Source organism: Silvimonas sp. JCM 19000 (assembly GCF_054652575.1).
Genome location: NZ_BAAIHC010000043.1, coordinates 1 through 21,408, shown reverse-complemented (window position 1 = coordinate 21,408; position 21,408 = coordinate 1). Strand labels below are relative to the sequence as shown.

Sequence of the window (21,408 nt, the reverse complement as noted above, 5' to 3'; positions counted from 1 at the left end):
GGAAAAACACAGCCGCATGCGCCCGACGCGTGCCGCGGACACCGTGTTAAAATCGCCGATCTATCCGGTCAAGCACACGGGCGTCATACACGCCTTCAGGAGAGGTAATGTCGGGCAATTCTACTGGTCTGTTATTCAGCGTCAGCTCGTTTGGTGAGTCGCATGGCCCTGCGATTGGTTGTGTGGTTGATGGTTGCCCTCCGGGGATGGAACTGTCGGTTGAAGACATACAGGTCGAACTGGATCGTCGCAAACCTGGCACTTCGCGCCACGTCACCCAACGCAAAGAACCCGATACCGTAGAAATTTTGTCCGGCGTGTTCGAAGGCAAAACCACCGGTACGCCAATTGCGCTGTTAATCCGCAACCAGGATCAGCGCAGCCAGGATTACGGCAAAATCGCCGAGACCTTCCGTCCTGGGCACGCCGATTACACGTATTGGCACAAATACGGCATACGCGACTATCGCGGTGGCGGTCGTTCGTCGGCGCGCGAGACCGCGGTACGTGTCGCGGCCGGCGCCATCGCCAAAAAGTGGCTCAAAGAACAGTACGGCGTTGAGATCCGTGGATTTATGAGCCAGCTTGGCCATATCCAGATTCCGTTCCAGCGTTGGGAAGATGTGCCGACCAATCCATTCTTCGCACCCGACAATGCCATCGTGCCGCAGCTTGAGGCCTATATGGACGAGATCCGCGCCCAGCGTGACTCAGTTGGCGCCAAAATTTCGGTTATTGCCGAGAATGTGCCGGTAGGCTGGGGCGAACCTGTCTATGACCGTCTCGACGCTGATATCGCCCACGCCATGATGAATATCAATGCCGTCAAAGGCGTCGAAATCGGCGCCGGGTTCGATAGCGTGGCCCAAACCGGCTCGGTACACAGCGATGAATTGACCCCTGAAGGTTTCGCCAGCAATCACGCGGGCGGCATTCTGGGGGGAATTTCCAGCGGGCAGGATATCGTTGTGCACATTGCGGTCAAACCGACCTCCAGCATTGCGCAAGAACGCCGTTCGATCGACAAGGCCGGCAATCCGGTGCTGATGGCCACCACCGGCCGGCATGATCCATGCGTGGGGATCCGTGCCACTCCGATTGCTGAAGCAATGTTGGCGCTGGTGCTGATTGATCATGCGCTGCGTCATCGCGCGCAGTGCGCAGACGTTAAGGTAGATACGCCGCGCATTCCAGGAAAAATCGCGCGCTGAAACTTGCTCATTCCAAAGGCGCCATCATGAAAAAATACAGTTATCTGAGTGTCTTCATGGCATTGCTGGTGGTACTGGCCGGTTGTGCCAGTACCCCGCCGCAGTTTGTGGCGCAGGTGACTGTACGCCATAACATTGCCAGCGATGTACACGGCAAACGTTTCCTGTTTGCGCAGACCGCCAATCAAACGCAAAGCCTGCTGGAGAAGCAGGTGCAAGCGCAGGTGGCCAATCAGCTCATCATGGCGGGCTTGCAACAAGCGGCGGTGCCCGCTGATGCCGACTGGCTGGTGGCGCTCAGTTATGGCATCGATAACGGCCAGGTGATCGTGACACAAGAACCGATCTGGGGCCCGGTCGGCTATGACATGTATTACGGCCGCTACCTGGGTGGCGGATATTTCTACGCGCCCATGTTCTATCCGCAGACCGGCATCGTCGGCGTACAGCCGGTGCAGACCACCATCTATACCAGCACGCTCGCAGTGGATATTTCGGATCGCCGTTTGCTGCAAAACAACCAGTTCGCCAAGCTGTATGAAGGCAAAGCCATCCATCGTTCGCAGCAACAAGATCTGGACTGGACTTTGCCCTTGCTGGCGCGCTCGTTGTTCCAGAGCTTTCCTGGTTTCTCCGGTCAGACGTCGACCGTGCGGATTCCGCTGCAGCCCACCACAACGCAAGCGGCCACCGCGCCAGCCCCCGCCGCGCCTTAGCCGCATAGCATGTCGTCGGTCCGCGCACGCGCTGTAAGCAGGGTTGGCCGGTTTTCGCTACAATGCCGCCAATCTTTGCCGGAACGACTTTGTGACCCCAGAACAGTATTGTGAAGACAAGGCTGCAGCCAGCGGCTCCAGCTTTTATTACAGCTTCCGTTTTCTGCCATTAGAAAAACGCCGCGCCATCATGGCGCTGTATGCGTTTTGTCGTGAAGTCGACGATGTGGTCGATGAAACTCACGATGAAAACGTGGCGCGAACCACACTCAACTGGTGGCGAAGCGAAGTCGACAATATGTTTGCGGGTGCACCGCAGCACCCGGTCACCAAGGCGTTGCTGCCTGCGGTACAGCGTTACGACATGCCGCGTGAACTGCTGCTCGAAATCATTGACGGCATGGAAATGGACCTCGATATGGTGCGTTATGCCACCTTCAAGGACCTGCAGCTCTACTGTTATCGCGTGGCATCGGTGGTGGGCCAACTGGCTGCACAAATCTTTGGTTATACCGACCATAAAACGCTGCGTTATGCCCACGACCTGGGTCTGGCGTTTCAGCTCACCAATATTATTCGGGATGTCGGCGAGGACGCGCGCCGTGGCCGCATCTATCTGCCGGTGGAAGATCTGCAACGGTTCAATGTGCCCGCCGCCGACATCCTCAGCTTTAAAGAGACCGAACAATTTGCCGCTCTGATGACGTTCCAGATTGAGCGGGCCGAACATTACTACCAGCAAGCGATGGCGCAACTGCCCGCGGCGGATCGCAAGAATCAACGCACCGGCCTGGTGATGGCGGCGATCTATCGCGCCACGCTGGATGAAATCAAGCGTGACGGGGTCACCCATGTGTTAAACCAACGGCTCAGCCTGACGCCGATCCGGAAATTATGGCTGGCCTGGCGGACCTGGTGGTTTGGTTAAGCAAAGCAGAAAAGCCGCGCGCGTAGCGGTGATCGGTGGTGGTTACGCCGGCATGGCGGCTGCAGTGCGCCTGACCCAGGCTGGCTGCCAGGTTCAGGTGTTCGAAGCCGGGCCAATGCTGGGAGGGCGCGCCCGGCGCGTAAACGTGGCCGAAGGCGAACTGGATAACGGCCAGCATTTGCTGTTGGGCGCCTATGGCACCTTGCTGGGTTTGATGCGCGAAGTGGGCGTTGATCCGGCCGCTGTGTTTGTCGATATGCCGCTCGACTTGCAGGTTGATCCAGATTTCCGCTTGCGTTGCCCTGATCTACCCGCACCGTTCCACAGCCTGCTTGGACTGATCCGCGCGCAGGGCCTGAGTTTCAGCGGCAAACTCGCGCTGGTGCGGGCGTTGGCGCAAGCGCAACTGGCGCGCTGGCATACCCGGCCGGAATGGACGGTGGGTGACTGGTTGCAGGCGCGCAGCCAGCCGCTCGATTTGATCGAGCGATTCTGGCGCCCGCTGACTGTCGCTGCCCTGAACACCCCGCTTGAAATTGCCTCGGCGCAAGTCCTGCTCAACGTTTTGCGCGATTCATTGGGTGGTCCGGCCTTTGCTTCGCATATGTTATTTCCGCGCGTCGATTTCTCCGCGCTGTGGCCGGAACCGGCAGCGCGATTTGTCGAGCAATATGGCGGCACGATCCAGTGTGGAAGTATGGTGCGCGCCATCAATAAGGTCGGAGCGACTTATCAGCTTGATGCTGCGCCGGAGCGGGAGTTTGATGGCGTGGTGATCGCTGTTGCGCCGCACCGGCTACAAACAGTCACCGCAGGCCTGCCCGCTCTGGCGGCCACTGCAGCCGCGTTACAGCAATGGCCATACCAGCCCATCGTGACGGTCTACGGCCAATATGATGCCGCCTGCCAGTTGCCCGCGCCGATGCTGGGGCGTTCCAGCGGTGTTTGCCAATGGATTTTTGATCGCCAGCAGACCCATGCCACAGCGGGGCTGATCGCGGTGGTGATTTCGGCCCATGGCGCTCATATGCAATGGACGCAGGCCCAACTGGCGGCGGAAGTCGCCAAAGAACTGAGCGCCGCTTATGGCTGGCCCGCACCGCAATGGCAGCGGGTAATCAGTGAAAAACGTGCCACTTTTGCGTGCACACCCGATTTGCAACGCCCGCCCAACGCCACACCGTATGCAACGGTCTGGCTGGCGGGCGACTATACCGCCGGCGACTATCCGGCAACGCTGGAAGGCGCAGTGCGCAGCGGCGTTGCGGCGGCGACCGGTCTGATGATTGAGCTAAATAAGGAACAGCAAGCATGAACTGGAAAAACCCTCAGCCTGACGGAGCGGCCTTCAAGGATCGCGTCATTCTGGTGACCGGTGCCGGGGGCGGTATCGGCGAGGCTGCTGCGATGGCTTTGGCCGCGCACGGTGCGACGGTGATTTTGCTGGGCCGCAATGAGAAGAAGCTGGCGCGCGTCTACGATGCCATCGAAGCTGCGGGCTATCCGCGCCCGGCGGCGATTCCGCTGGATTTGAACAAAGCGGGCGAACCCGAATTTGCGCAATTGGGCATGGTCATCAGCAAAGAGTTTGGTCGCCTTGACGGCATCCTGCATGCCGCCACGGCGTTTGCTTTTCTGTCGCCGCTGGCCAATCAGAAAATGGACGAGTGGATCGAGCAATTCCGCGTCAATGTGGCAGCGCCGTTTGCCATGACACGGGCTTTGACCCCGCTGCTGGCCGCAGCACCCGACGCAGCGGTGCTGGTGCTGGGCGAGACGCATGCGCTGGAACCCAAAGCCTATTGGGGCGGCTTTAGCGCCTCCCGCGCGGGCCAACGTAATTGGGTGGAAATTGCCGCAGATGAATGGGAAGCGCAGCCGAATTTACGTATCAACTTGCTGGTGCCAGGTCCGATCCATTCGCCTAACCGGACCAAGACCCATCCGGCCGAAGCGTGGTCTGATCTGCCTTCGATTGCATCCATGGTGCCCGCATTGTTGTATTGGCTAGGTCCGCAGAGCCAGGGCCAGAGCGGCAAGGTTCTGCGTTTTGACGCGGCCGCGTAACGCAGACAAAACGTAAATAAGTCACAGATGTGAACCAAGTGTTGTTTATGCGCACTAAACGTAAGACTCGCTTGCATTTATTGCTGCGCAGTGCCAGCGCTCCGCTGGTTGGGGTTGGCGCCCCACATAGTGTCTCCATCTATTGGCTGATTAGGCCCCGCGCTTGCGGGGCTTTTTTTTGGCCGCCGAAGGCGACGCATACACCGCAATCTGCGCATCCGGTTTTTTTGTTCCAGGCTATGTCGCGCTGCCGTACGCGGCCGCTGCGGACTGGTAAAATCGCGCGTTCCGCATTGTTGAAATCATCATGACCCTTCAGGAAATCTTTGCCACGGATGGCCCCTTTGGCCAGGCGTTTCCCGGCTACAAGTTGCGCCAGCAACAGCTGGAGATGGCGCTTGCCGTGGAAGAAGCCATCAATACCAAGGGTCAGCTGATTGCCGAGGCTGGCACCGGCACCGGCAAAACCTTTGCCTATCTGGTGCCTGCCATCATGGGCGGCGGCAAAACCATACTCTCTACCGGCACCAAGACACTGCAAGACCAGCTGTTTCATCGCGATTTGCCCTTGGTGCGCGATGTACTCAAAGTGCCGGTTACCGTGGCCTTGCTTAAGGGCCGCGCCAATTACGTCTGTCATTACCATCTGGAGCGCGCCAGGCACGAAGGCCGCTTTATGCGTAAAGAGGACATCATCGATCTGCAAAAGGTGGAGCGTTACGCCAAAACCAGCCAGTCCGGCGATAAAGCCAGCTGCGCCGGGGTGCCGGAAGATGCGCCCATCTGGCAACACGTTACTTCGACGCGTGACAACTGTCTGGGTAGCGATTGTCCGAATCACAAAGAATGCTTTGTGTTGAAGGCGCGTAAAGACGCGCAAGAGGCCGATGTGGTGGTGGTGAATCACCATCTGTTCTTTGCCGATGTGTGGTTGCGCGATGAAGGCGCGGGCGAATTGCTGCCTGCCTGTAATACCGTCATTTTTGACGAGGCGCACCAACTACCCGAGGTCGCCAGCCTGTTTTTTGGCGAGACCGTAACCAGCGGCCAGTTGATCGAACTGGCACGCGATGCACGGACCGAAGCGCTGGTGGTGGCCAAGGATTTCGTCAAGTTGCCGCAGGCGTCTGAGGCGCTGGAAAAAGCCGTGCGTGATTTCCGGCTGGTGTTCAAGCCCGAGTCTGCACGGGTGCCGCAACATCAGGTCGCGGATTTGCCTGGCTATAACGAAGCGCTGCTGGATATGGTCAGCAAGCTCGATACCCTGCGCGATTTATTGGTGGCGCAGGCCGAACGCGGTGAGGGCATCGAGAACGCGGCCCGGCGCGCCCAGGAACTACGCGAAACGCTCAAACACTGGCAAGCCGGCGATAGCGAAGAGGCGGTGCACTGGCTCGACATCACCACCCACGGCTTTATGCTGCATGCCACGCCGCTCAATATCGCGAAGCTGTTCCAGAAGCAACTTAACGCCAATCCACGCGCCTGGGTGTTTGCCTCGGCGACGCTGGCCGTCAATGGCAAGTTCACTCATTTTCAGCATGAACTCGGGCTGTGGCAGGCCGAGACCGCCACCTGGGATAGCCCGTTCGATTACAAGCAGCAGGCCGTGTTGTATGTGCCGCAAAACATGCCCGATGCTAATGCGCCGGAATTCACCCGCAAGGTGATCGAACGCGCGTGGCCCTTGCTGCAAGTAACGCATGGCCATGCTTTTCTGCTGTTCACCTCATTGCGCGCCATGCGTGAGGCGCACGAGCTGGTTACGCAGTTGCTTAAAGACAATGGGCTGGAATGGCCCGTGTTGTTGCAAGGCACCGGCTCGCGCACTGAACTGCTGGACCAGTTTCGTCGCTCGCCCAATGCCATTCTGGTGGCCAGCCAGACTTTCTGGGAAGGCATCGATGTCAAGGGCCAGCAATTGTCGCTGGTGGTGATCGACAAGCTGCCGTTCTCGCCGCCGGATGATCCAGTGCTGGCAGCGCGCATCGAGCAAATGAATAAAGCCGGCCGCAGTGCCTTTGTTGATTATCAGCTGCCCCATGCTGCCATCACGCTCAAGCAAGGGGCAGGGCGCTTGATCCGTGACGAAACCGATATCGGCATACTCATGATTGCCGACACCCGGCTGGTGGATAAGCCCTATGGCAAGTTGTTGTGGAAAAGCTTGCCGCAGATGTATCGCACGCGCGAAGTCGACACCGTAAAACGATTCTTTGAAGCCAAAACCAACCATGCCGCGTCCCGACAAGAACAAAGCCCGTCCGAAACTGGTAAAGCAAGCCCCGACGCCTAAGGCCTCGCCCACCGCTCGTATTCTTGGTCTGGTGCTGTTGCTGTTACTGCTGGCGAGCATCATGGCAGGCATCTGGGTCTATAACGCCGTTAACCAGCCGCTGCCCTTACGCAGCGTGCCGCTCGACTTTGAGCTGGGGCCCGGCAGCGTGCGCCGGGTGGCGGACCAGCTGGAACAGCAAGGCGTGATCGATAATCCCTTGTTGTTCCGCGTCGTGTCACGCGTAACGGGGGCCGAGCGCCATATCATTGCCGGTAGCTACACGCTTTCTACCGCGCCGAGCTTGCTCGAATTGTTGAAGAAGCTCACTGACGGCGACGTCACTACCGTTTCTTTTACCTTGATCGAAGGGGCCAACTGGCGTGCCTTCCGCAAGATGCTGGATGACAACCCGGCCATCCGCCATGACAGCGCGGGTATGACAGACACGCAAGTGCTGGCTGCGCTCAAGATTGATGCGCCGACGCCGGAGGGGATGTTCTTTCCGGATACTTATCACGTTGATCGTGGCAGCTCGGATCTAAAGCTGCTGGCGCACGCACACGAACGCATGCAGAAAAAGCTGGATGCCGCCTGGGCGCAACGTACGCCTGATCTGTTGCTGAAAACGCCGTACGAGGCGCTGATCCTTGCCTCGTTAGTGGAAAAAGAAACCGGCCATGCGCCGGACCGGCCGCTGGTGGCAAGCGTCTTTCTCAATCGCTTGAAAGCCGGGATGCGCCTGCAAACCGATCCCACGGTGATTTATGGCATGGGCGAGCGTTATAGCGGCGTGTTGCACAAGGTCGACCTGGAAACAGACAGCGTCTACAACACGTACACGCGGGCAGGCTTGCCCCCCACGCCGATTGCTTTTCCAGGGCAGGCATCGCTGCTGGCGGCGGTGCAGCCGGCGACTTCACGCGCCTTGTATTTTGTTTCGCGCGGCGATGGCAGCTCGCAGTTCTCGGAGAGCCTTAACCAGCACAACGCGGCCGTGCGCAAATACATCCTGCAAACCCCACCCGCCGCGGCCGCGTCCGCGCCCTGACGTGTAGTCAAAATTTAACAGCTACAAAAAATCGTTGATTTTTATGCTGCACTGCGTAAAAATTCACCCAGCGTTTTGCCACGTATCCCCATACCGGGCGGCAGCCCGGTTAACGTTACGCGTTAAACCAGAAATCAGTGCAGCTTGAGTCTGATCGGCGTTATGCCTGATTTTATGCCGTGTTCACCACTACCCGTGGCGTTCTGGCGTGTAGGGCGGTGTGCGGTTCCATACCCTGGACAGCATATCTCCCGCCATGCACAGAAGGCCGCATGAGCTGGCTGACAGGTAGCGTTGAACGCGTAGTGGATGTTGCGGAATTACGTATGCGCGATCGGGATGATCCGCAGATGCGGTTTGACGATGGGCCCGCAAGGGCATATTGGCAATGTGTAGCTGTACCTGTCCAACCGGCTTGGCGATGGCACGGTCAAGTCCGGAATTTGTGAGCCACAACCCTGGGGTTGTGGCTCTTTTTTCGTGCCCGATTCCGGTCAGGCCAGGCGCAAAACACTGCTTAGTGGATACCGCCGGTGGCATGGAAGCGACGTTCCAGCCGCGATACGCCAGCTGCCATCACCATCGTCAGAATCAGATAGATAAAAGCGATGGTCAGATACGGTTCCCAGAAGCGCGAGTACACGCCCGCTACGGTGCGCGCGGCATAGGCCAGATCGGCAAAACCGATCACCGAGATCAGCGAGCTGTCTTTCAGCAACATGATGGCTTCGTTACCCAGCGGCGGCAGCATGCGGCGGAACGCTTGCGGCACCACCACGTAACGCATGGATTGCCAGTAGTTCATGCCCAGCGAGCGCGATGCCTCGGTCTGGCCACGCGCAATCGACTGGATGCCGGCGCGGAAAATCTCGGTGATATATGCGCCCGCGTTCAGGGTTAGCGCCACCAGGCCTGACATGAACGCGCCATATTCCTGGCGCAGACTGGTGGCCAGATCGCCCGAGATCAGCAAGCCATCGGTGGGATGCACCAGCAATGGCATGACGGCAAAGTGGATCAGCAAAATCTGCACAAACAGCGGCGTGCCGCGGAAGAAGGTCACGTAGATGGTGGCGGGCCAACGCAGCAGCAGGCGCACCGGGTATTTCCACGGGCCATGTTTGATGTCGGACAGGCGAGCCATACCGGCGAACAAGCCGATCAGGGTGCCCAGGATCACGGCGATAAACGTGATCAGCAAAGTCATTTTGGTGCCGTCGATAAACATCTGGCGATATTCCCAGATGTTCTGCAACTGGACGGCTTGCAAGGCGGGAACAGTTTTCTGCGCGTGTTCCCAGAAGGCGGTGAAATCCATGATTCAGGTCTTTCCGGCGCGGCCGTAGCAAAAAATAAAAAGCGGCGTACAGCATGAAAAGAAGCGCAGCCTTGCGGCATGCGCTTCCTGGCTCTGACGGCGGGGCCGCGGAGTGATGTCTACAGCTTACTTGCCAAAATACTTCTTGTAGATCTTGTCGTAGGTGCCGTCAGCCTTGATGGCGGCGATACCCTTGTTCAGCTTGGCCAGCAGGTCAGCGTTGCCTTTGTGCACGGCAAAGCCGTAGTACTCTTTGGCGAAGGTTGCATCGTCGATGGTCTTCAGCTTGGCGCCCTTGTTGTTGGCGACATAGTTGATCACCACACCGTTATCGGCCACGACGGCGTCAACGCCACCGGACAACAGTTCCTGGATCGCCAGCGGGGTCGATTCAAAGCGCTTGATGTTCGGGTTGGTCTTGCCCAGCAGTTTTTGCACGACTTCGTCACCGGTGGTGCCGGTCTGCACTGCCACTTTCAGGTTCTTCAGATCAGCAAATTTGGCGACCTTGCTGCTGCCCGATACGGCGATCAGCTGCTTGGCTTCAAAGTACGGATTGGTGAAATCCATGGTTTGCTTGCGTTCCGGCGTGATGGTCACGGCGGAAGCAACAATATCGCGGTCGCCGGTCGCCAGCGTTGCGAAGATGCCTTCCCACGGGGTGTTGATGAATTTGACTTCGACACCGGCTTTGCTCGCGGCCGCGGTCAGCACATCCACATCAAAACCCACGACTTCTTTCTTGTCGTTCATCGATTCGAACGGCGCGTACGAGGCGTCGGTTGCGACCTGATAGGTCTTGCCTGCGGCGAACACCGGGGCCGAGAAGGCCAGGGTGCAGGCCAGTGCTGCGAACAGCTTGCCGAACTTGCGTTGCATATGAGAACTCCTTGGGGGGCTATCAAAATTATCGATTACGTTTTGTACTTATTGGCAGCATCCATGCAGGCCGGCCACATCATTGCGCGGACCCGAGGGTAGGGGCGCGGTGACTATGCAGCAATCAGGGTTATCCCCTGGACTGTATCGGTGCCAGCGCATGGCAAGTGTGCTGCTATTACTAAAGCAATAATTCTTCCAGGTCGCTGAGGTGCGCGCGTAATTGCGGCAGGGCGGCTGTAAGTTGTGCCGGCGTTACGTGTAACCGGACGGCGGAAGCGCCCGGCAGCGCGGCGAGCGGATCACCGTCTTCGTTCGCGATGGCGGCGGCCGCGCTCAAAGCCAGTGCACTGTGCAGGATGTCGGCCAGCGGGTGGGGCTGGGCTTCCGGGTCATGCTGATAGCGGATTGCGGCGCGCAGTTCTTCAGGAAAATTCCAGCGCCGCGCCAGTTCTTCTCCGGCCTGAACGTAATCGACACCCATCAGCAGGCGCTGCTGCTGCGCGCGCTCCGGCCCGCCTGCCAGTGCTTTGTCGGTTTTGGCCATCGCCTCGGGCGCTGCAAGATGGAGCAGCAATTCCCCAATATTGTGCATAAGCCCGGTGCTGAAGGCCAGGCCGCCCGGGCTATGGCTGACGTCAGCCAGCCATTGGCAATGCGTGGCAACACACAGGCTCTCGCGCCAGAAGCGGCGGCGGTCCAGCCCGGGGACAAGCACAAACGCGCCGGTCACCGCCGTCGCTACCACCAGCGTACGCATGGTGTTAAAGCCCAATACCACGAGCGCGTCGCTGACCGAGCCAACACGACGGCTGGCGCCAAATGCCGCGGAATTGGCCAGCCGCAGCACTTTGGCGGTAATGACCTGATCCTGCGAAATCTGCCTGATCAAGGTATCGACATCGACGTTATCGGCGCTGAAGCTGTCGATCAAAGCCTGGGCCACACGGGGCATGGCGGGCAGTTTGTGGGTGTGCTGGAACAAATCGTCGAGTCTCATGCGCGACGTCCTCAAAGGCGGGTGTGGCCATCCTGACGCACTGTTCCAGCCCATGCAACCAGGGCGGGGCCTGGCAAAACAAAAGCCGCCCGAAGGCGGCTTTTGCGGGATGCGCACACAGCGAACTGTTGCGCAAACGGTGTGGCGATTACAGCGGCTTGGTCTCGATCTGCACCAGCGATTCGTCAGCCGACTGTGCCGGCGCAGCAACGTGATCGCTGCGGCGGGTACGGTCTTCGACTTCGACGGCTTGCACTGCCACCGGTGCGGCAGCAGCGACGGTCTCGACTTGTTGCAGCGGTTCAGCCGCAGCCGCCGGGGCGGCATGGGCTTGCGAATCGCGACGACGACGGCGGGCCGGGGCGGCGGCAGCGGCGTCGGCCACCGGCGCAGCTTCGGCACGGGTCGATACCATCACCAGACCGACTTCATCCAGGCTTGCGACCTGAACTTTCGGCGCGGCGGCCGCAGCCGTTTCAGCGGCCGGAGCCGGTGCCGCCCCTTCGACTGGCGCCGCCACTTTTGCAGCAGCCGGTGCTTCGTCAAACAGGCCAGGTTGCAGCGACGGCGAGGCGGCGACCACTTCGGCCACAGTCTCTGCCGGTGCAGCAACGACCGGGGCGGAGGCAGCGGCAACCGGAGCAGCCACTTCAACCACGGCGGCAATCACCGGATCAGCCGCCAGCGGCGCAACCGGAACCGGCGCTGCCGCCACGGCTTCAGCCGCGACCGGCGCAGCGGCCGCAGCCACCACAGCATCCAGATGCGTCACACGGGTGCCCGATGCAGCCGGAGCCGGAGCCGGAGCCGGAGCCGGAGCCGGAGCCGGAGCGGCCGGAGCCGTTGCAGCCTCAGCCGTTTCCAGCGGTGCTGCTGCGATCGGCGCGGTGACCGCCGGGGTCACTTCGATAACAAGCGGTGCAGCCGGCTTGTCTTCCGGTACCGCCACCGCAACGGGCGCAGCTTCCGCAGCCGGAACAACCGCTTCGGCCAGGGTAGCCGGTGCGCTGGCTTGCTTGGCGGCGTTGATGGCCGCTGCCCATTCCGATTGCACTTCGCTCACCGCAGCCGAAACCGGCGCGACTGGCGTAGCCACTTGCGGCTCACCCGCATCCACAGCCGTTTCGCTTTCAGCGGTCAGACCATTGACGTTGGTTTCCACATTGCTGCTTTCCGGACGGTCACGACGATCACGACGACCGCGACGACGACGGCTACGGCCTTCACCGCCTTCAGTGGTCGCAACCGGCGTTTCACCCGTTACCGCGTCGATTGCGGTTTCGGCAGCGGCTTGCACTTCTTTTTCTTCCAGCACCGGCTTGGGCGCACGTTCCTGACGCGGCGGACGCTCGTTACGCGGTGCGCGCGGCTCTTGCGTGCCCGCTACGGCTTCGGCCGGGCGTTCGTTACGTTCCGGACGCTCAGCGCGCTCGCCACGGTCAGCGCGTTCTGCGCGTTCCGGACGTTCGCCACGCTCACCGCGTTCGCCACGGTTGCGTTCGTTGCGCTGCTCGTTACGGGCGGCGCGGGCGCTGATGTCTTCCTCGATACGCGGCTTGCCACCACCGTTGTTACGACGCGGCTGTTCGCCTTGGGTACGTTCGGTGCGTTCTTCACGCTCCGAACGCGGACCTTTGTTCTCGCCACGCTCGTTGTTGTTGCGACCACCGCGTTCGTTGCGACCACGATTGCCATTCTGGCCCTGGCCTTGCGGCTGACCATCACGACCATTGCGTTGCGGACGATTGCCAGCCGGTTGTGCACGTTTGGTTTCAGCCTGAGCCGGTGTTTCGGCAATGGCCGGTTCACCCTTGAACCAGTTGGCGATGCGGGTCCAGACGCTCAGTGTCGGTGCAGCAGTCGGTGCCACCACGGCTTCGGCTTCACGCGGTGCGGACACCGGAGCCGGTTGGGCCGGGGTAATGCCCTTGACCGCGGCTTCCGGGCGACGCGCTTGTTCTTCGCGGGCCTGATGCGGCTGATAGCCTTCTTCCGGCGGCGCTTCGACCATGCGGTACGACGGACGCAGCTCTTCCACACTGTTCAGGTCGTCATGACGCAAACGTGTGATCGAGTAGTTGGGGGTTTCCAGATGAATGTTCGGGATCAGCACGGCGCTGACTTTCAGGCGCGCTTCAATCGCAAACAGTTCAGCGCGCTTTTCATTCAGCAAGAAGGTGGCGACGTCGACCGGCACTTGCGCGTGGATTGCGCCGGTGCTTTCTTTCATCGCTTCTTCCTGCATGATGCGCAGGATGTGCAGCGCCGACGATTCGATGCCGCGGATAAAGCCGGTGCCATGGCAACGCGGGCAGGCAATGTGGCTGGTTTCTTCCAGCGACGGCTGCAGGCGTTGACGCGACAGTTCCATCAAACCAAAGCGGCTGATCTTGCCGGTCTGCACGCGGGCGCGGTCATGATGCAGCGCCTCGCGCAGGCGGTTTTCCACCTCGCGCTGGTTCTTCGGGTTTTCCATATCGATGAAGTCGATGACGATCAGGCCACCCACGTCGCGCAGGCGCAACTGACGGGCGATTTCATCGGCGGCTTCAAGGTTGGTGCGCAGTGCCGTTTCTTCGATGTCCGAGCCTTTGGTGGCGCGGGCCGAGTTCACGTCGATCGAGTACAGCGCTTCGGTCTTGTCGATGACAATGGCGCCACCGGACGGCAATGTGACATCGCGCGAGAACGCGGTTTCGATCTGGTGTTCAATCTGGAAGCGCGAGAACAACGGCACGTCGTCTTGATAGAACTTGACGCGATTGACGTTGCCCGGCATCACGTGGCTCATGAACTGACGCGCTTGCTCATAGATATCGAGCTTGTCGATCAGCAGTTCGCCAATATCAGGCTGGAAGTAATCGCGAATGGCGCGGATGACCAGGCTGGATTCCTGATAGATCAGGAAGGCGCCCGGTTGAGCACCGCCAGCGCCTTCGATGGCGCGCCACAGTTGCAGCAGGTAGTTCAAATCCCACTGCAGTTCGTCCACGCTGCGGCCAATGGCGGCGGTGCGGGCGATCAGGCTCATGCCTTGCGGGGTTTCCAGCTGGTCGAGTACGGCGCGCAGTTCCTGACGCTCATCGCCCTCGATGCGACGGCTGACGCCACCACCACGCGGGTTGTTGGGCATCAGCACCAGGTAACGACCGGCCAGACTGATATAGGTGGTCAGGGCTGCGCCCTTGTTGCCACGCTCGTCCTTTTCAACCTGGACGATCAGTTCCTGGCCTTCGCGCAGCGCTTCGCCCGGGCGTACCCGGCCGCCTTCGCTACCATCGGCGTAATAAGAACGTGCGATTTCCTTGAACGGAAGAAACCCGTGGCGCTCGCAGCCGTAATCCACAAAGCAGGCTTCAAGGCTGGGTTCGATGCGGGTGATGACACCCTTGTAGATGTTGGACTTGCGTTGTTCCTTACCGGCGGTCTCGATGTCGAGGTCGATAAGTTTTTGCCCGTCCACAATCGCAACGCGAAGCTCTTCGGCTTGCGATGCATTGAACAGCATACGTTTCATGTAAAGCGGCTCCCGCACGCACTCGCACGGCGGAACCCGGGCACGACGCCCATTCAGTCCGTCTAATCAATAACCGGTGATCACAAGCATATTGCATGATCAAACTGGCCACGGGCGTAAAGCGCGGCCAGACAGGCACAAGAGCGGAACGCTGATGTTTCAGGGCGTCTGTGCGTTCTCCATAAAGAGCGCCTGCTTCTGGCAGGCGCCGGAAAAAAACCGGGTCGTGACGCAAGCTGCTGACTTGTGTTGAGCTTGCGTCCTGGAAAGCTGATGAGTGCGTGAATCTATTGTTACTTTTCGTCGCTGCTTCAGTCGGTCATGACCTGATGCGGCTGGGCGGGTCCAAAAGCGTCTCGATATCCAGGGGCGTACACGGTACACTCCGGGTCTTTGCCATTGGCATCGCCTGCCTGCACCTACATCTGGTTGTCACTTGTTTCAGCAGATGTTTTTCATGCGGTGAGCGAGATTAACCGCATCCCGGTTGTCGATGGGCCGATAGAAGCACGTCAGGCGATTCCCGCGCGACATCTCTGGATGTTCGATAAATCGAACCGTCAGAAAGGTACGTAATGAAAGTACGGCGGGAAGGTGATCGCCAGCGTTTGCGACGCATCGGGCCAAAGATCGGGAACAGCGTTACAGCATGTTTGTTCGCGGGCAACTGGCCGGCGAATGTCACTTCAAAATCCTTGCTGCAACGTGTCACAGAGTATAAGTCAAGATGTCTCCGACAAGCAAAGCGTCTGTCAAATTTATCGAAATAGGGTCGGAACAGGCCGGCCAACGGCTGGATAACTTCCTGTTGCGCGAGCTCAAAGGCGTGCCCAAAAGCCGCGTCTACAAGATGATTCGCGGTGGCGAAGTGCGCGTGAACAAAGGCCGCGTTGACCAGACCTATCGGCTGGAAGCAGGCGACGTGCTGCGCGTGCCGCCGGTACGGGTGGCCGACGGCCCCGATGTGGCCCCCGCCGTGGCTGCCAGCGAACGTGTAAGCCTGACCGTGCTATTTGAGGATGATGCGCTGCTGGCCATCGACAAGCCGGCCGGCCTGGCCGTGCATGGCGGCTCGGGTGTCAGCTTTGGCGTGATCGAATTGCTGCGCGCGCAACGCCCGGAAGCTAAATTCCTTGAACTGGTGCACCGGCTGGATCGCGAAACCTCAGGCATTCTGCTGGTGGCCAAAAAGCGTAGCGCGCTGGTCAAGCTGCACGACATGCTGCGCGACAACCATCGTATCGATAAACGCTATCTGGCGATGGTGAACGGCGTGTGGCCCGATGACAAACGCCATCTGCGCTACAAGCTGTTCAAATACACCACCGCAGACGGCGAACGTCGCGTGCGCGTCACCGCCGATGGCCAGGAATCGCACACCGTGGTTTATCGCCGCCAGGTCGGTACCCAATATTCATTGGTGGAATGCGAACTCAAGACTGGCCGCACGCATCAGATTCGCGTGCATCTGGCCACCGCTGGCTTCCCGATTCTGGGCGATGAAAAATACGGCGATTTCACACTGAATAAACAATTGCCCAAAGCGGGCCTGCGCCGCATGTTTCTGCATGCCTGGCGTTTGACGCTGGATCACCCCATCAGTGGTGAACCGCTAGCGCTGCATGCGCCGCTGCCGCAAGAACTGGGCGCATTTGTTGACGCCCACACCGCACCGGGCCGTGTCCCGCTGGAGAAATAACGCAATGCCCAAGCGCTTTGATCTGCTGGTGTTTGATTGGGATGGCACGCTGATGGATTCCACCGGCACCATCACCTCGGCCATTCAGTACGCTTTTGGTGATGCCGGGCTGGATGTGCCCAGCAAGCAGGAAGCCAGCTACGTGATTGGCTATGGCCTGAAAGAAGCGATGGCTTATCTGGCCCCGCAAGCCGACGACGCCACCATCACGCGCATCGTCGAAGCCTACAAACACTATTATTTAGCGCGCGATCAGCAACAGGTGTTGTTTGATGGCGTGGCTGAGGCGCTGCCGCAGTTTCGCGAGGCGGGCTTTATGCTGGCTGTGGCCACCGGTAAATCGCGCGCCGGGCTGGATCGCGTGCTCAAGGTCACCGGGCTGGGGCCGATGTTTGAAGTAACGCGCACGGCGGACGAAGCGTTCTCCAAGCCGCATCCAGCCATGCTCGAATACATTCTTGATTACACCGGCGTGCTGCCCCAACGCGCGGTCATGATCGGCGACACCACGCATGATCTGGAGCTGGGCGCCAACGCCGGCACCGCCTCGATTGCGCTCAATTGCGGCGCACATGCGCCGGCCGCGCTGACGGCGGCGCAACCGCTGGCGCAATTCGAGACCTTTGCGGATCTGGCCAACTGGATACTGGCGGAGGCGTAATTGGAGCGCGAAGTCTGTTTGAGCGAAGAACTGGCCGAACGCGGGCTGGGCCAGCGTTTTGTGGTGGTGCAAAACGGCATGCCGCGCCAGGCCTTTGCCGTGCGTTATCAGGGTCAGCCCTACGGTTATTTGAATAGCTGCGCGCATATCCCGATCGAACTCGACTATCAGCCCGGTGACTTCTGGGATCTGAGCCAGAATTACCTGGTTTGCGCCACGCACGGGGCTTACTACGCCCCCGATACCGGATTGTGTCTGGGCGGGCCTTGCCCCGGTCGTCGTTTACAACCGGTGCCGCTCACTGAACATGATGGTCGCGTATACTTCAGCGAAACTGACGACACACCTGTGATCGCCATCAAGCCTGTCTAAGACCAACCCGAGAGCTCCGATGCAAGACAACTGGGAACGCGAAGTCCTGACCAACCTGCTGCAAGCCGGTCTGAAAGAACAACGACGGGCACGCCGCTGGAATATCTTTTTTAAACTGCTGGGCTTTATCACTTTCTTTATTGTGCTGGCGCTGATCATGGGCTGGTTTGGCAATAAAGAGATGGAAAGCGTCACCACCGGCCCGCATACCGCGATGGTCACCATGCGTGGCGAAATCTCGGCCGATGGCGAAGCCAATGTCGACACCGTGCTCGATGGCCTGACCCAGGCCTTTGAAGACAAAAACACCAAAGGCGTCATCCTGAGCGTCGACAGCCCTGGCGGCAGCCCGGTGCTGGCCGGCCAGTTGCATGACGAAATGGAACGCCTGAAAGCCAAACATCCCGGCGTGCCGCTGTATGTGGTGGTGGGCGATATTTGCGCCTCCGGTTGTTATTACGCCGCCGTCGCCGCTGATCGCATCTACGCCGACAAGGCGTCGATTGTCGGTTCGATTGGCGTGTTGATGGATGGCTTTGGCTTTACCGGGGTGATGGAGAAGTTTGGCGTTGAGCGCCGTCTGCTGACCGCGGGTGCGCATAAAGGCTTTCTTGATCCGTTCTCGCCGCAAAAGCCGGAAGAAAAAGCCAAGGCGCAAGCGATGCTGGATGAAATCCACACCCAGTTTATCGATACCGTCAAAGCGGGCCGCGGCAAGAAACTGGTCACTGATAATCCCGATCTGTTCAGCGGTCTGGTCTGGTCGGGCGCCAGTAGCATCAAGCTGGGCCTGGTGGACGGCCTCGGTTCGGTGGATAGCGTGGCGCGCGATGTCATCAAGGCAGAAGACGTGGTCGACTTTACCCCGCAGCCGGGCTATTTCGACCGCTTTGCCCGCCGCATCGGCGTGGAAGCCGCCAGTAAACTGGCCAGCGAGATGAAGCTGGCGGTGCACTAAGCTTGATCACCATCCAGCACGCATAGCAGGAACCGCATGGGGCAGGGCGCTGGCGCCCGCCCTTTGCGCAAGAAGGTGATAACGCTCAGGAGATGGAGATAGCCATGGCACGCAAGGTTCGCGAAGAAGAGCACGTAAACCACGAACGCTGGCTGGTGTCGTATGCCGACTTCATTACGCTGCTCTTTGCGTTCTTTGTGGTGATGTACGCCATCTCGTCGGTCAATGAAGGCAAATACCACGTGCTGTCTGATTCGATGGTCAACGCTTTCCAGAACAACCCCACCAATGGCGCCGCCACCGCCATCCGCCTGCCGCCCAACCAGAGCGCGCAGAACACGCTGGCGCACATTCAGGTTACCAACGCCAAACCAACCCCGGCGCCCACGCCCGATAATGCCAAGCTGGAAAAAATGCGTGGCATGGCGGGTGATCTGCAGCAATCGCTCGGCGCGCTGATCCAGCAAGGCAAGGTGCGGGTCACCCAGTCGCGGCGTGGCATTGCGGTGGAGATCAGTGACAGCGTGCTGTTTACCTCGGCCAAGGCCGATTTGCAGCCGCAATCCATCGCCGCCTTGCGCGCGGTGGCCGATTCCATCAAGAACACCGACAACCTGATCCAGGTAGAAGGCAATACCGATAACCAGCCAATCCGCTCGCCACAGTACCCGTCCAACTGGGAACTGTCGGCGTCACGCGCGGCGTCGGTGGTGCGTTTGTTTGTTGATGCCGGCGTGGCGCCCAGCCGCATGGTGGCGATTGGTTATGGCGAGTTTCGTCCCGTCGAAAGTAATGACAGCGAAACCGGCCGCCAGCGCAATCGGCGCGTGACCATCAATATCCTGGCTGACAACCGCGATGAAGTAGCGGTTGTGCCGACCGCGGCCAACTGAGCGCCGCGCGCCATGAGCGAGCCGTTTCTGCGCGACCCGCATGTGGTCTGGCGCACCACGCAACTGGTTTTCCGCAACGCCCGCCTGGCGCAGCTGATGAGCGTGACCAACGCCAGCATCGTGGCGTGGGCCATCAGCGATGATCTGAGCACCAACGGCTTATCACTCTGGTGGGGCGCGGTGGCGCTGTGTGCGTTTGGCCGCTTGTGGTTGGCCGAGCGCTTTCGCATTAACGCACCGCCCCCGGGCGCAGCCTCGCTCTGGCGCAAACGCTTTTTTGTCGGCGCGGCCTTGTCGGCCTTGTGTTGGGCCGGTGGCGGTGCGTGGATCATGCTGTCGGTGCCTGCTACCGAACGGGTCTTCATGGCGCTGGTGCTGGTAGGCATGCTGGCGGGCGCGGTGCCTATTCTGGCGCCTTCGCCATGGGCCTTGCGTGCTTTTGTCGGCCTGCTGATGCTGCCGCTGTTTTTGTTCGCGCTCCTCACCGGCGGCAATACCGGCATCGGGTTTGCGCTGCTGCTGATCTTCTTTGTATTTACCGTGGTGCGTAGCGCCGCCGAATACCATCACGTGCTGATCGAAACCATCGGCCTTGATATCGAAAAAGGCCGCTTGCTGACGCAATTGCGCCAGACCTCACACAACCTTGAAGTAGCCAGCCGCGCCAAAGACGAATTCCTCGCCAATATCAGCCACGAAATCCGCACGCCCATGAACGGCATACTTGGCATGGCGCAGTTGCTGTCCGAACAGCAACTGGCACCCAGCCAACGCGAACAGGTAGAAGTCATCCGCGGTTCGACGGATGCGCTGCTGTCGTTGGTGAATGGCGTGCTCGACTATTCCAGAATAGAGGCCGGACGGTTTGAGCTGGTGCCGGCGCCGTTTTCTTCGGCCGATCTGCTGCACGATCTGGAACGTATGTTTGTGCCGCACGCCCGAGCCAAAGGCCTGACCTTTCGCTGTGCCATCGAAACCAGCGTGCCCGCCATGTTGTATGGCGACGCCACGCGGCTGAAGCAGATTCTGGTCAATCTGCTCGGCAATGCCTTCAAATTTACTGAGCGCGGCAGCGTCATCCTCACCCTGACCGCGCGCCGCCAACGTTTGCCACAGCGGGTGGAACTGATCGCCCATGTGCGCGATACCGGGCCGGGCATTCCGGCGGACAAGCGCCAGGATATTTTCTTGCCGTTTACCCAGGCCGATAGCTCGGTCACGCGCAAATTTGGCGGCACCGGGTTGGGCCTGACGATTGCGCAACGGCTGGTGACCCTGATGGGCGGGCGGCTGTGGGTTGAGGACAATGTGGGCGGTGGCAGCGTGTTTATCTTTCACGTCTGGCTGCGCGAAACGGCCGGGCCGGCGCTGGAGGCCGAAACCGAAGAGATACCGAATCTGCATGTGCTGGTGGTGGACGACAACGCAGTTAACTGCCTGGTGGCGCGGCGCTTTCTGGAAAAGCTGGGGCATCAGGTCAGCGTGGCGAAGGATGGCGCCGAGGCGCTGGAGATGATTACGCATACTCCCTTTGATGTGGTGTTTATGGATGTGCAGATGCCGGTCATGGACGGGTTGGCTGCAACTTTCCGCCTGCGGCAGCTGGAGGCGGCGGTCGGGGCGCGGCATATGCCGGTGATTGCGTTGAGCGCCAACGCCAGCGAGGCGGATCGCGAGGCTTGTCGGCAGGCGGGGATGGATGATTTTGTTGAGAAGCCGGTGCGGCCGGAGGCACTTGAGGGGGCGTTGGCGCGGCAACGGCGGTGAGGGTGGGCGGGATTGGCGGCGGGTTTTTGATGTTTGGCTGGTGCTGCATGCTTAGCCTGCGGCGCATGTTTGATGTTCGGCTTGCGCCGAACAAAC

The 21,408-nt window shown here is 59.9% G+C and carries 17 protein-coding genes; 13 read left to right on the top strand and 4 right to left on the bottom strand.

Features of this window, described 5'->3' with window-relative positions; genetic code table 11:
* Positions 1-107: 107 nt before the first annotated feature.
* The 7 genes from aroC (at position 108) to mltG (ending at position 8,248) form a co-directional block, all read left to right on the top strand.
* Positions 108-1,211, top strand: a complete 1,104-nt coding sequence (aroC, locus tag ACYQ1A_RS21215) for a chorismate synthase (protein WP_499365732.1) — start codon at positions 108-110, stop codon at positions 1,209-1,211.
* A gap of 26 nt (positions 1,212-1,237) precedes the next feature.
* A complete protein-coding gene (locus ACYQ1A_RS21210; RefSeq protein WP_499365731.1) occupies positions 1,238-1,927 on the top strand; it encodes a DUF4136 domain-containing protein in 690 nt (229 codons plus the stop codon).
* Between the two features lie 91 nt (positions 1,928-2,018).
* The gene (gene hpnD / locus ACYQ1A_RS21205) at positions 2,019-2,855 is read left to right on the top strand and encodes a presqualene diphosphate synthase HpnD (protein ID WP_499365730.1); all 837 of its coding nucleotides are present in this window, start codon (positions 2,019-2,021) and stop codon (positions 2,853-2,855) included.
* A complete protein-coding gene (gene hpnE / locus ACYQ1A_RS21200; protein ID WP_499365729.1) occupies positions 2,848-4,170 on the top strand; it encodes a hydroxysqualene dehydroxylase HpnE in 1,323 nt (440 codons plus the stop codon). The genes hpnD and hpnE overlap by 8 nt, the downstream gene beginning before the upstream one ends.
* The gene (locus tag ACYQ1A_RS21195) at positions 4,167-4,922 is read left to right on the top strand and encodes an SDR family NAD(P)-dependent oxidoreductase (protein WP_499365728.1); all 756 of its coding nucleotides are present in this window, start codon (positions 4,167-4,169) and stop codon (positions 4,920-4,922) included. Before hpnE ends, ACYQ1A_RS21195 begins: the two co-directional genes overlap by 4 nt.
* Before the next feature lie 307 nt (positions 4,923-5,229).
* Complete coding sequence (gene yoaA / locus ACYQ1A_RS21190) at positions 5,230-7,218, top strand: DNA repair helicase YoaA (RefSeq protein WP_499365727.1); 1,989 nt, start codon at positions 5,230-5,232, stop codon at positions 7,216-7,218.
* Positions 7,157-8,248 (top strand): endolytic transglycosylase MltG, encoded by a 1,092-nt coding sequence (gene mltG, locus ACYQ1A_RS21185; protein WP_499365726.1) that lies wholly within the window; start codon positions 7,157-7,159, stop codon positions 8,246-8,248. The genes yoaA and mltG overlap by 62 nt, the downstream gene beginning before the upstream one ends.
* Before the next feature lie 517 nt (positions 8,249-8,765).
* Here mltG and ACYQ1A_RS21180 read toward each other — a convergent pair.
* The 4 genes from ACYQ1A_RS21180 to ACYQ1A_RS21165 form a co-directional block, all read right to left on the bottom strand.
* Complete coding sequence (locus tag ACYQ1A_RS21180) at positions 8,766-9,566, bottom strand: amino acid ABC transporter permease (protein ID WP_499365725.1); 801 nt, start codon at positions 9,564-9,566, stop codon at positions 8,766-8,768.
* 126 nt (positions 9,567-9,692) lie between these two features.
* Positions 9,693-10,445, bottom strand: coding sequence for a basic amino acid ABC transporter substrate-binding protein (locus ACYQ1A_RS21175; protein ID WP_062223780.1), 753 nt, complete (start codon positions 10,443-10,445; stop codon positions 9,693-9,695).
* 181 nt (positions 10,446-10,626) lie between these two features.
* Positions 10,627-11,445: an HDOD domain-containing protein gene (locus ACYQ1A_RS21170; protein ID WP_062223778.1), complete on the bottom strand. Its 819-nt coding sequence runs from the start codon at positions 11,443-11,445 to the stop codon at positions 10,627-10,629.
* Positions 11,446-11,593: 148 nt separating this feature from the next.
* Positions 11,594-14,962, bottom strand: a complete 3,369-nt coding sequence (locus ACYQ1A_RS21165; protein WP_499365724.1) for an Rne/Rng family ribonuclease — start codon at positions 14,960-14,962, stop codon at positions 11,594-11,596.
* A gap of 727 nt (positions 14,963-15,689) precedes the next feature.
* Between ACYQ1A_RS21165 and ACYQ1A_RS21160 the strand changes: the two genes are divergently transcribed.
* The 6 genes from ACYQ1A_RS21160 (at position 15,690) to ACYQ1A_RS21135 (ending at position 21,312) form a co-directional block, all read left to right on the top strand.
* Positions 15,690-16,661 carry an RluA family pseudouridine synthase gene (locus ACYQ1A_RS21160; protein ID WP_499365723.1) on the top strand — a complete coding sequence of 324 codons (972 nt, stop codon included), beginning with the start codon at positions 15,690-15,692 and terminating at the stop codon, positions 16,659-16,661.
* 4 nt (positions 16,662-16,665) lie between these two features.
* Complete coding sequence (locus tag ACYQ1A_RS21155; RefSeq protein ID WP_499365722.1) at positions 16,666-17,322, top strand: HAD-IA family hydrolase; 657 nt, start codon at positions 16,666-16,668, stop codon at positions 17,320-17,322.
* Positions 17,323-17,694 carry a Rieske (2Fe-2S) protein gene (locus ACYQ1A_RS21150; protein WP_053938717.1) on the top strand — a complete coding sequence of 124 codons (372 nt, stop codon included), beginning with the start codon at positions 17,323-17,325 and terminating at the stop codon, positions 17,692-17,694.
* A gap of 19 nt (positions 17,695-17,713) precedes the next feature.
* Positions 17,714-18,652, top strand: a complete 939-nt coding sequence (locus ACYQ1A_RS21145) for a S49 family peptidase (protein ID WP_499365721.1) — start codon at positions 17,714-17,716, stop codon at positions 18,650-18,652.
* Positions 18,653-18,756: 104 nt separating this feature from the next.
* Positions 18,757-19,545, top strand: a complete 789-nt coding sequence (gene motD, locus ACYQ1A_RS21140) for a flagellar motor protein MotD (RefSeq protein WP_499365720.1) — start codon at positions 18,757-18,759, stop codon at positions 19,543-19,545.
* Positions 19,546-19,557: 12 nt separating this feature from the next.
* Positions 19,558-21,312 (top strand): response regulator, encoded by a 1,755-nt coding sequence (locus ACYQ1A_RS21135; protein WP_499365719.1) that lies wholly within the window; start codon positions 19,558-19,560, stop codon positions 21,310-21,312.
* Positions 21,313-21,408 lie beyond the last annotated feature (96 nt).

What these genes read in the sequence shown, in the direction of transcription:
- ACYQ1A_RS21135 (WP_499365719.1), top strand. Translation starts at nt 19,558, where the DNA reads ATGAGCGAGCCGTTTCTGCGCGACCCGCATGTGGTCTGGCGCACCACG.
- aroC (WP_499365732.1), top strand. Translation starts at nt 108, where the DNA reads ATGTCGGGCAATTCTACTGGTCTGTTATTCAGCGTCAGCTCGTTTGGT.
- yoaA (WP_499365727.1), top strand. Translation starts at nt 5,230, where the DNA reads ATGACCCTTCAGGAAATCTTTGCCACGGATGGCCCCTTTGGCCAGGCG.
- ACYQ1A_RS21165 (WP_499365724.1), bottom strand. Translation starts at nt 14,962, where the DNA reads ATGAAACGTATGCTGTTCAATGCATCGCAAGCCGAAGAGCTTCGCGTT.
- ACYQ1A_RS21210 (WP_499365731.1), top strand. Translation starts at nt 1,238, where the DNA reads ATGAAAAAATACAGTTATCTGAGTGTCTTCATGGCATTGCTGGTGGTA.
- motD (WP_499365720.1), top strand. Translation starts at nt 18,757, where the DNA reads ATGGCACGCAAGGTTCGCGAAGAAGAGCACGTAAACCACGAACGCTGG.
- ACYQ1A_RS21180 (WP_499365725.1), bottom strand. Translation starts at nt 9,566, where the DNA reads ATGGATTTCACCGCCTTCTGGGAACACGCGCAGAAAACTGTTCCCGCC.
- ACYQ1A_RS21195 (WP_499365728.1), top strand. Translation starts at nt 4,167, where the DNA reads ATGAACTGGAAAAACCCTCAGCCTGACGGAGCGGCCTTCAAGGATCGC.
- ACYQ1A_RS21155 (WP_499365722.1), top strand. Translation starts at nt 16,666, where the DNA reads ATGCCCAAGCGCTTTGATCTGCTGGTGTTTGATTGGGATGGCACGCTG.
- mltG (WP_499365726.1), top strand. Translation starts at nt 7,157, where the DNA reads ATGCCGCGTCCCGACAAGAACAAAGCCCGTCCGAAACTGGTAAAGCAA.
- ACYQ1A_RS21175 (WP_062223780.1), bottom strand. Translation starts at nt 10,445, where the DNA reads ATGCAACGCAAGTTCGGCAAGCTGTTCGCAGCACTGGCCTGCACCCTG.
- ACYQ1A_RS21145 (WP_499365721.1), top strand. Translation starts at nt 17,714, where the DNA reads ATGCAAGACAACTGGGAACGCGAAGTCCTGACCAACCTGCTGCAAGCC.
- ACYQ1A_RS21170 (WP_062223778.1), bottom strand. Translation starts at nt 11,445, where the DNA reads ATGAGACTCGACGATTTGTTCCAGCACACCCACAAACTGCCCGCCATG.
- ACYQ1A_RS21160 (WP_499365723.1), top strand. Translation starts at nt 15,690, where the DNA reads ATGTCTCCGACAAGCAAAGCGTCTGTCAAATTTATCGAAATAGGGTCG.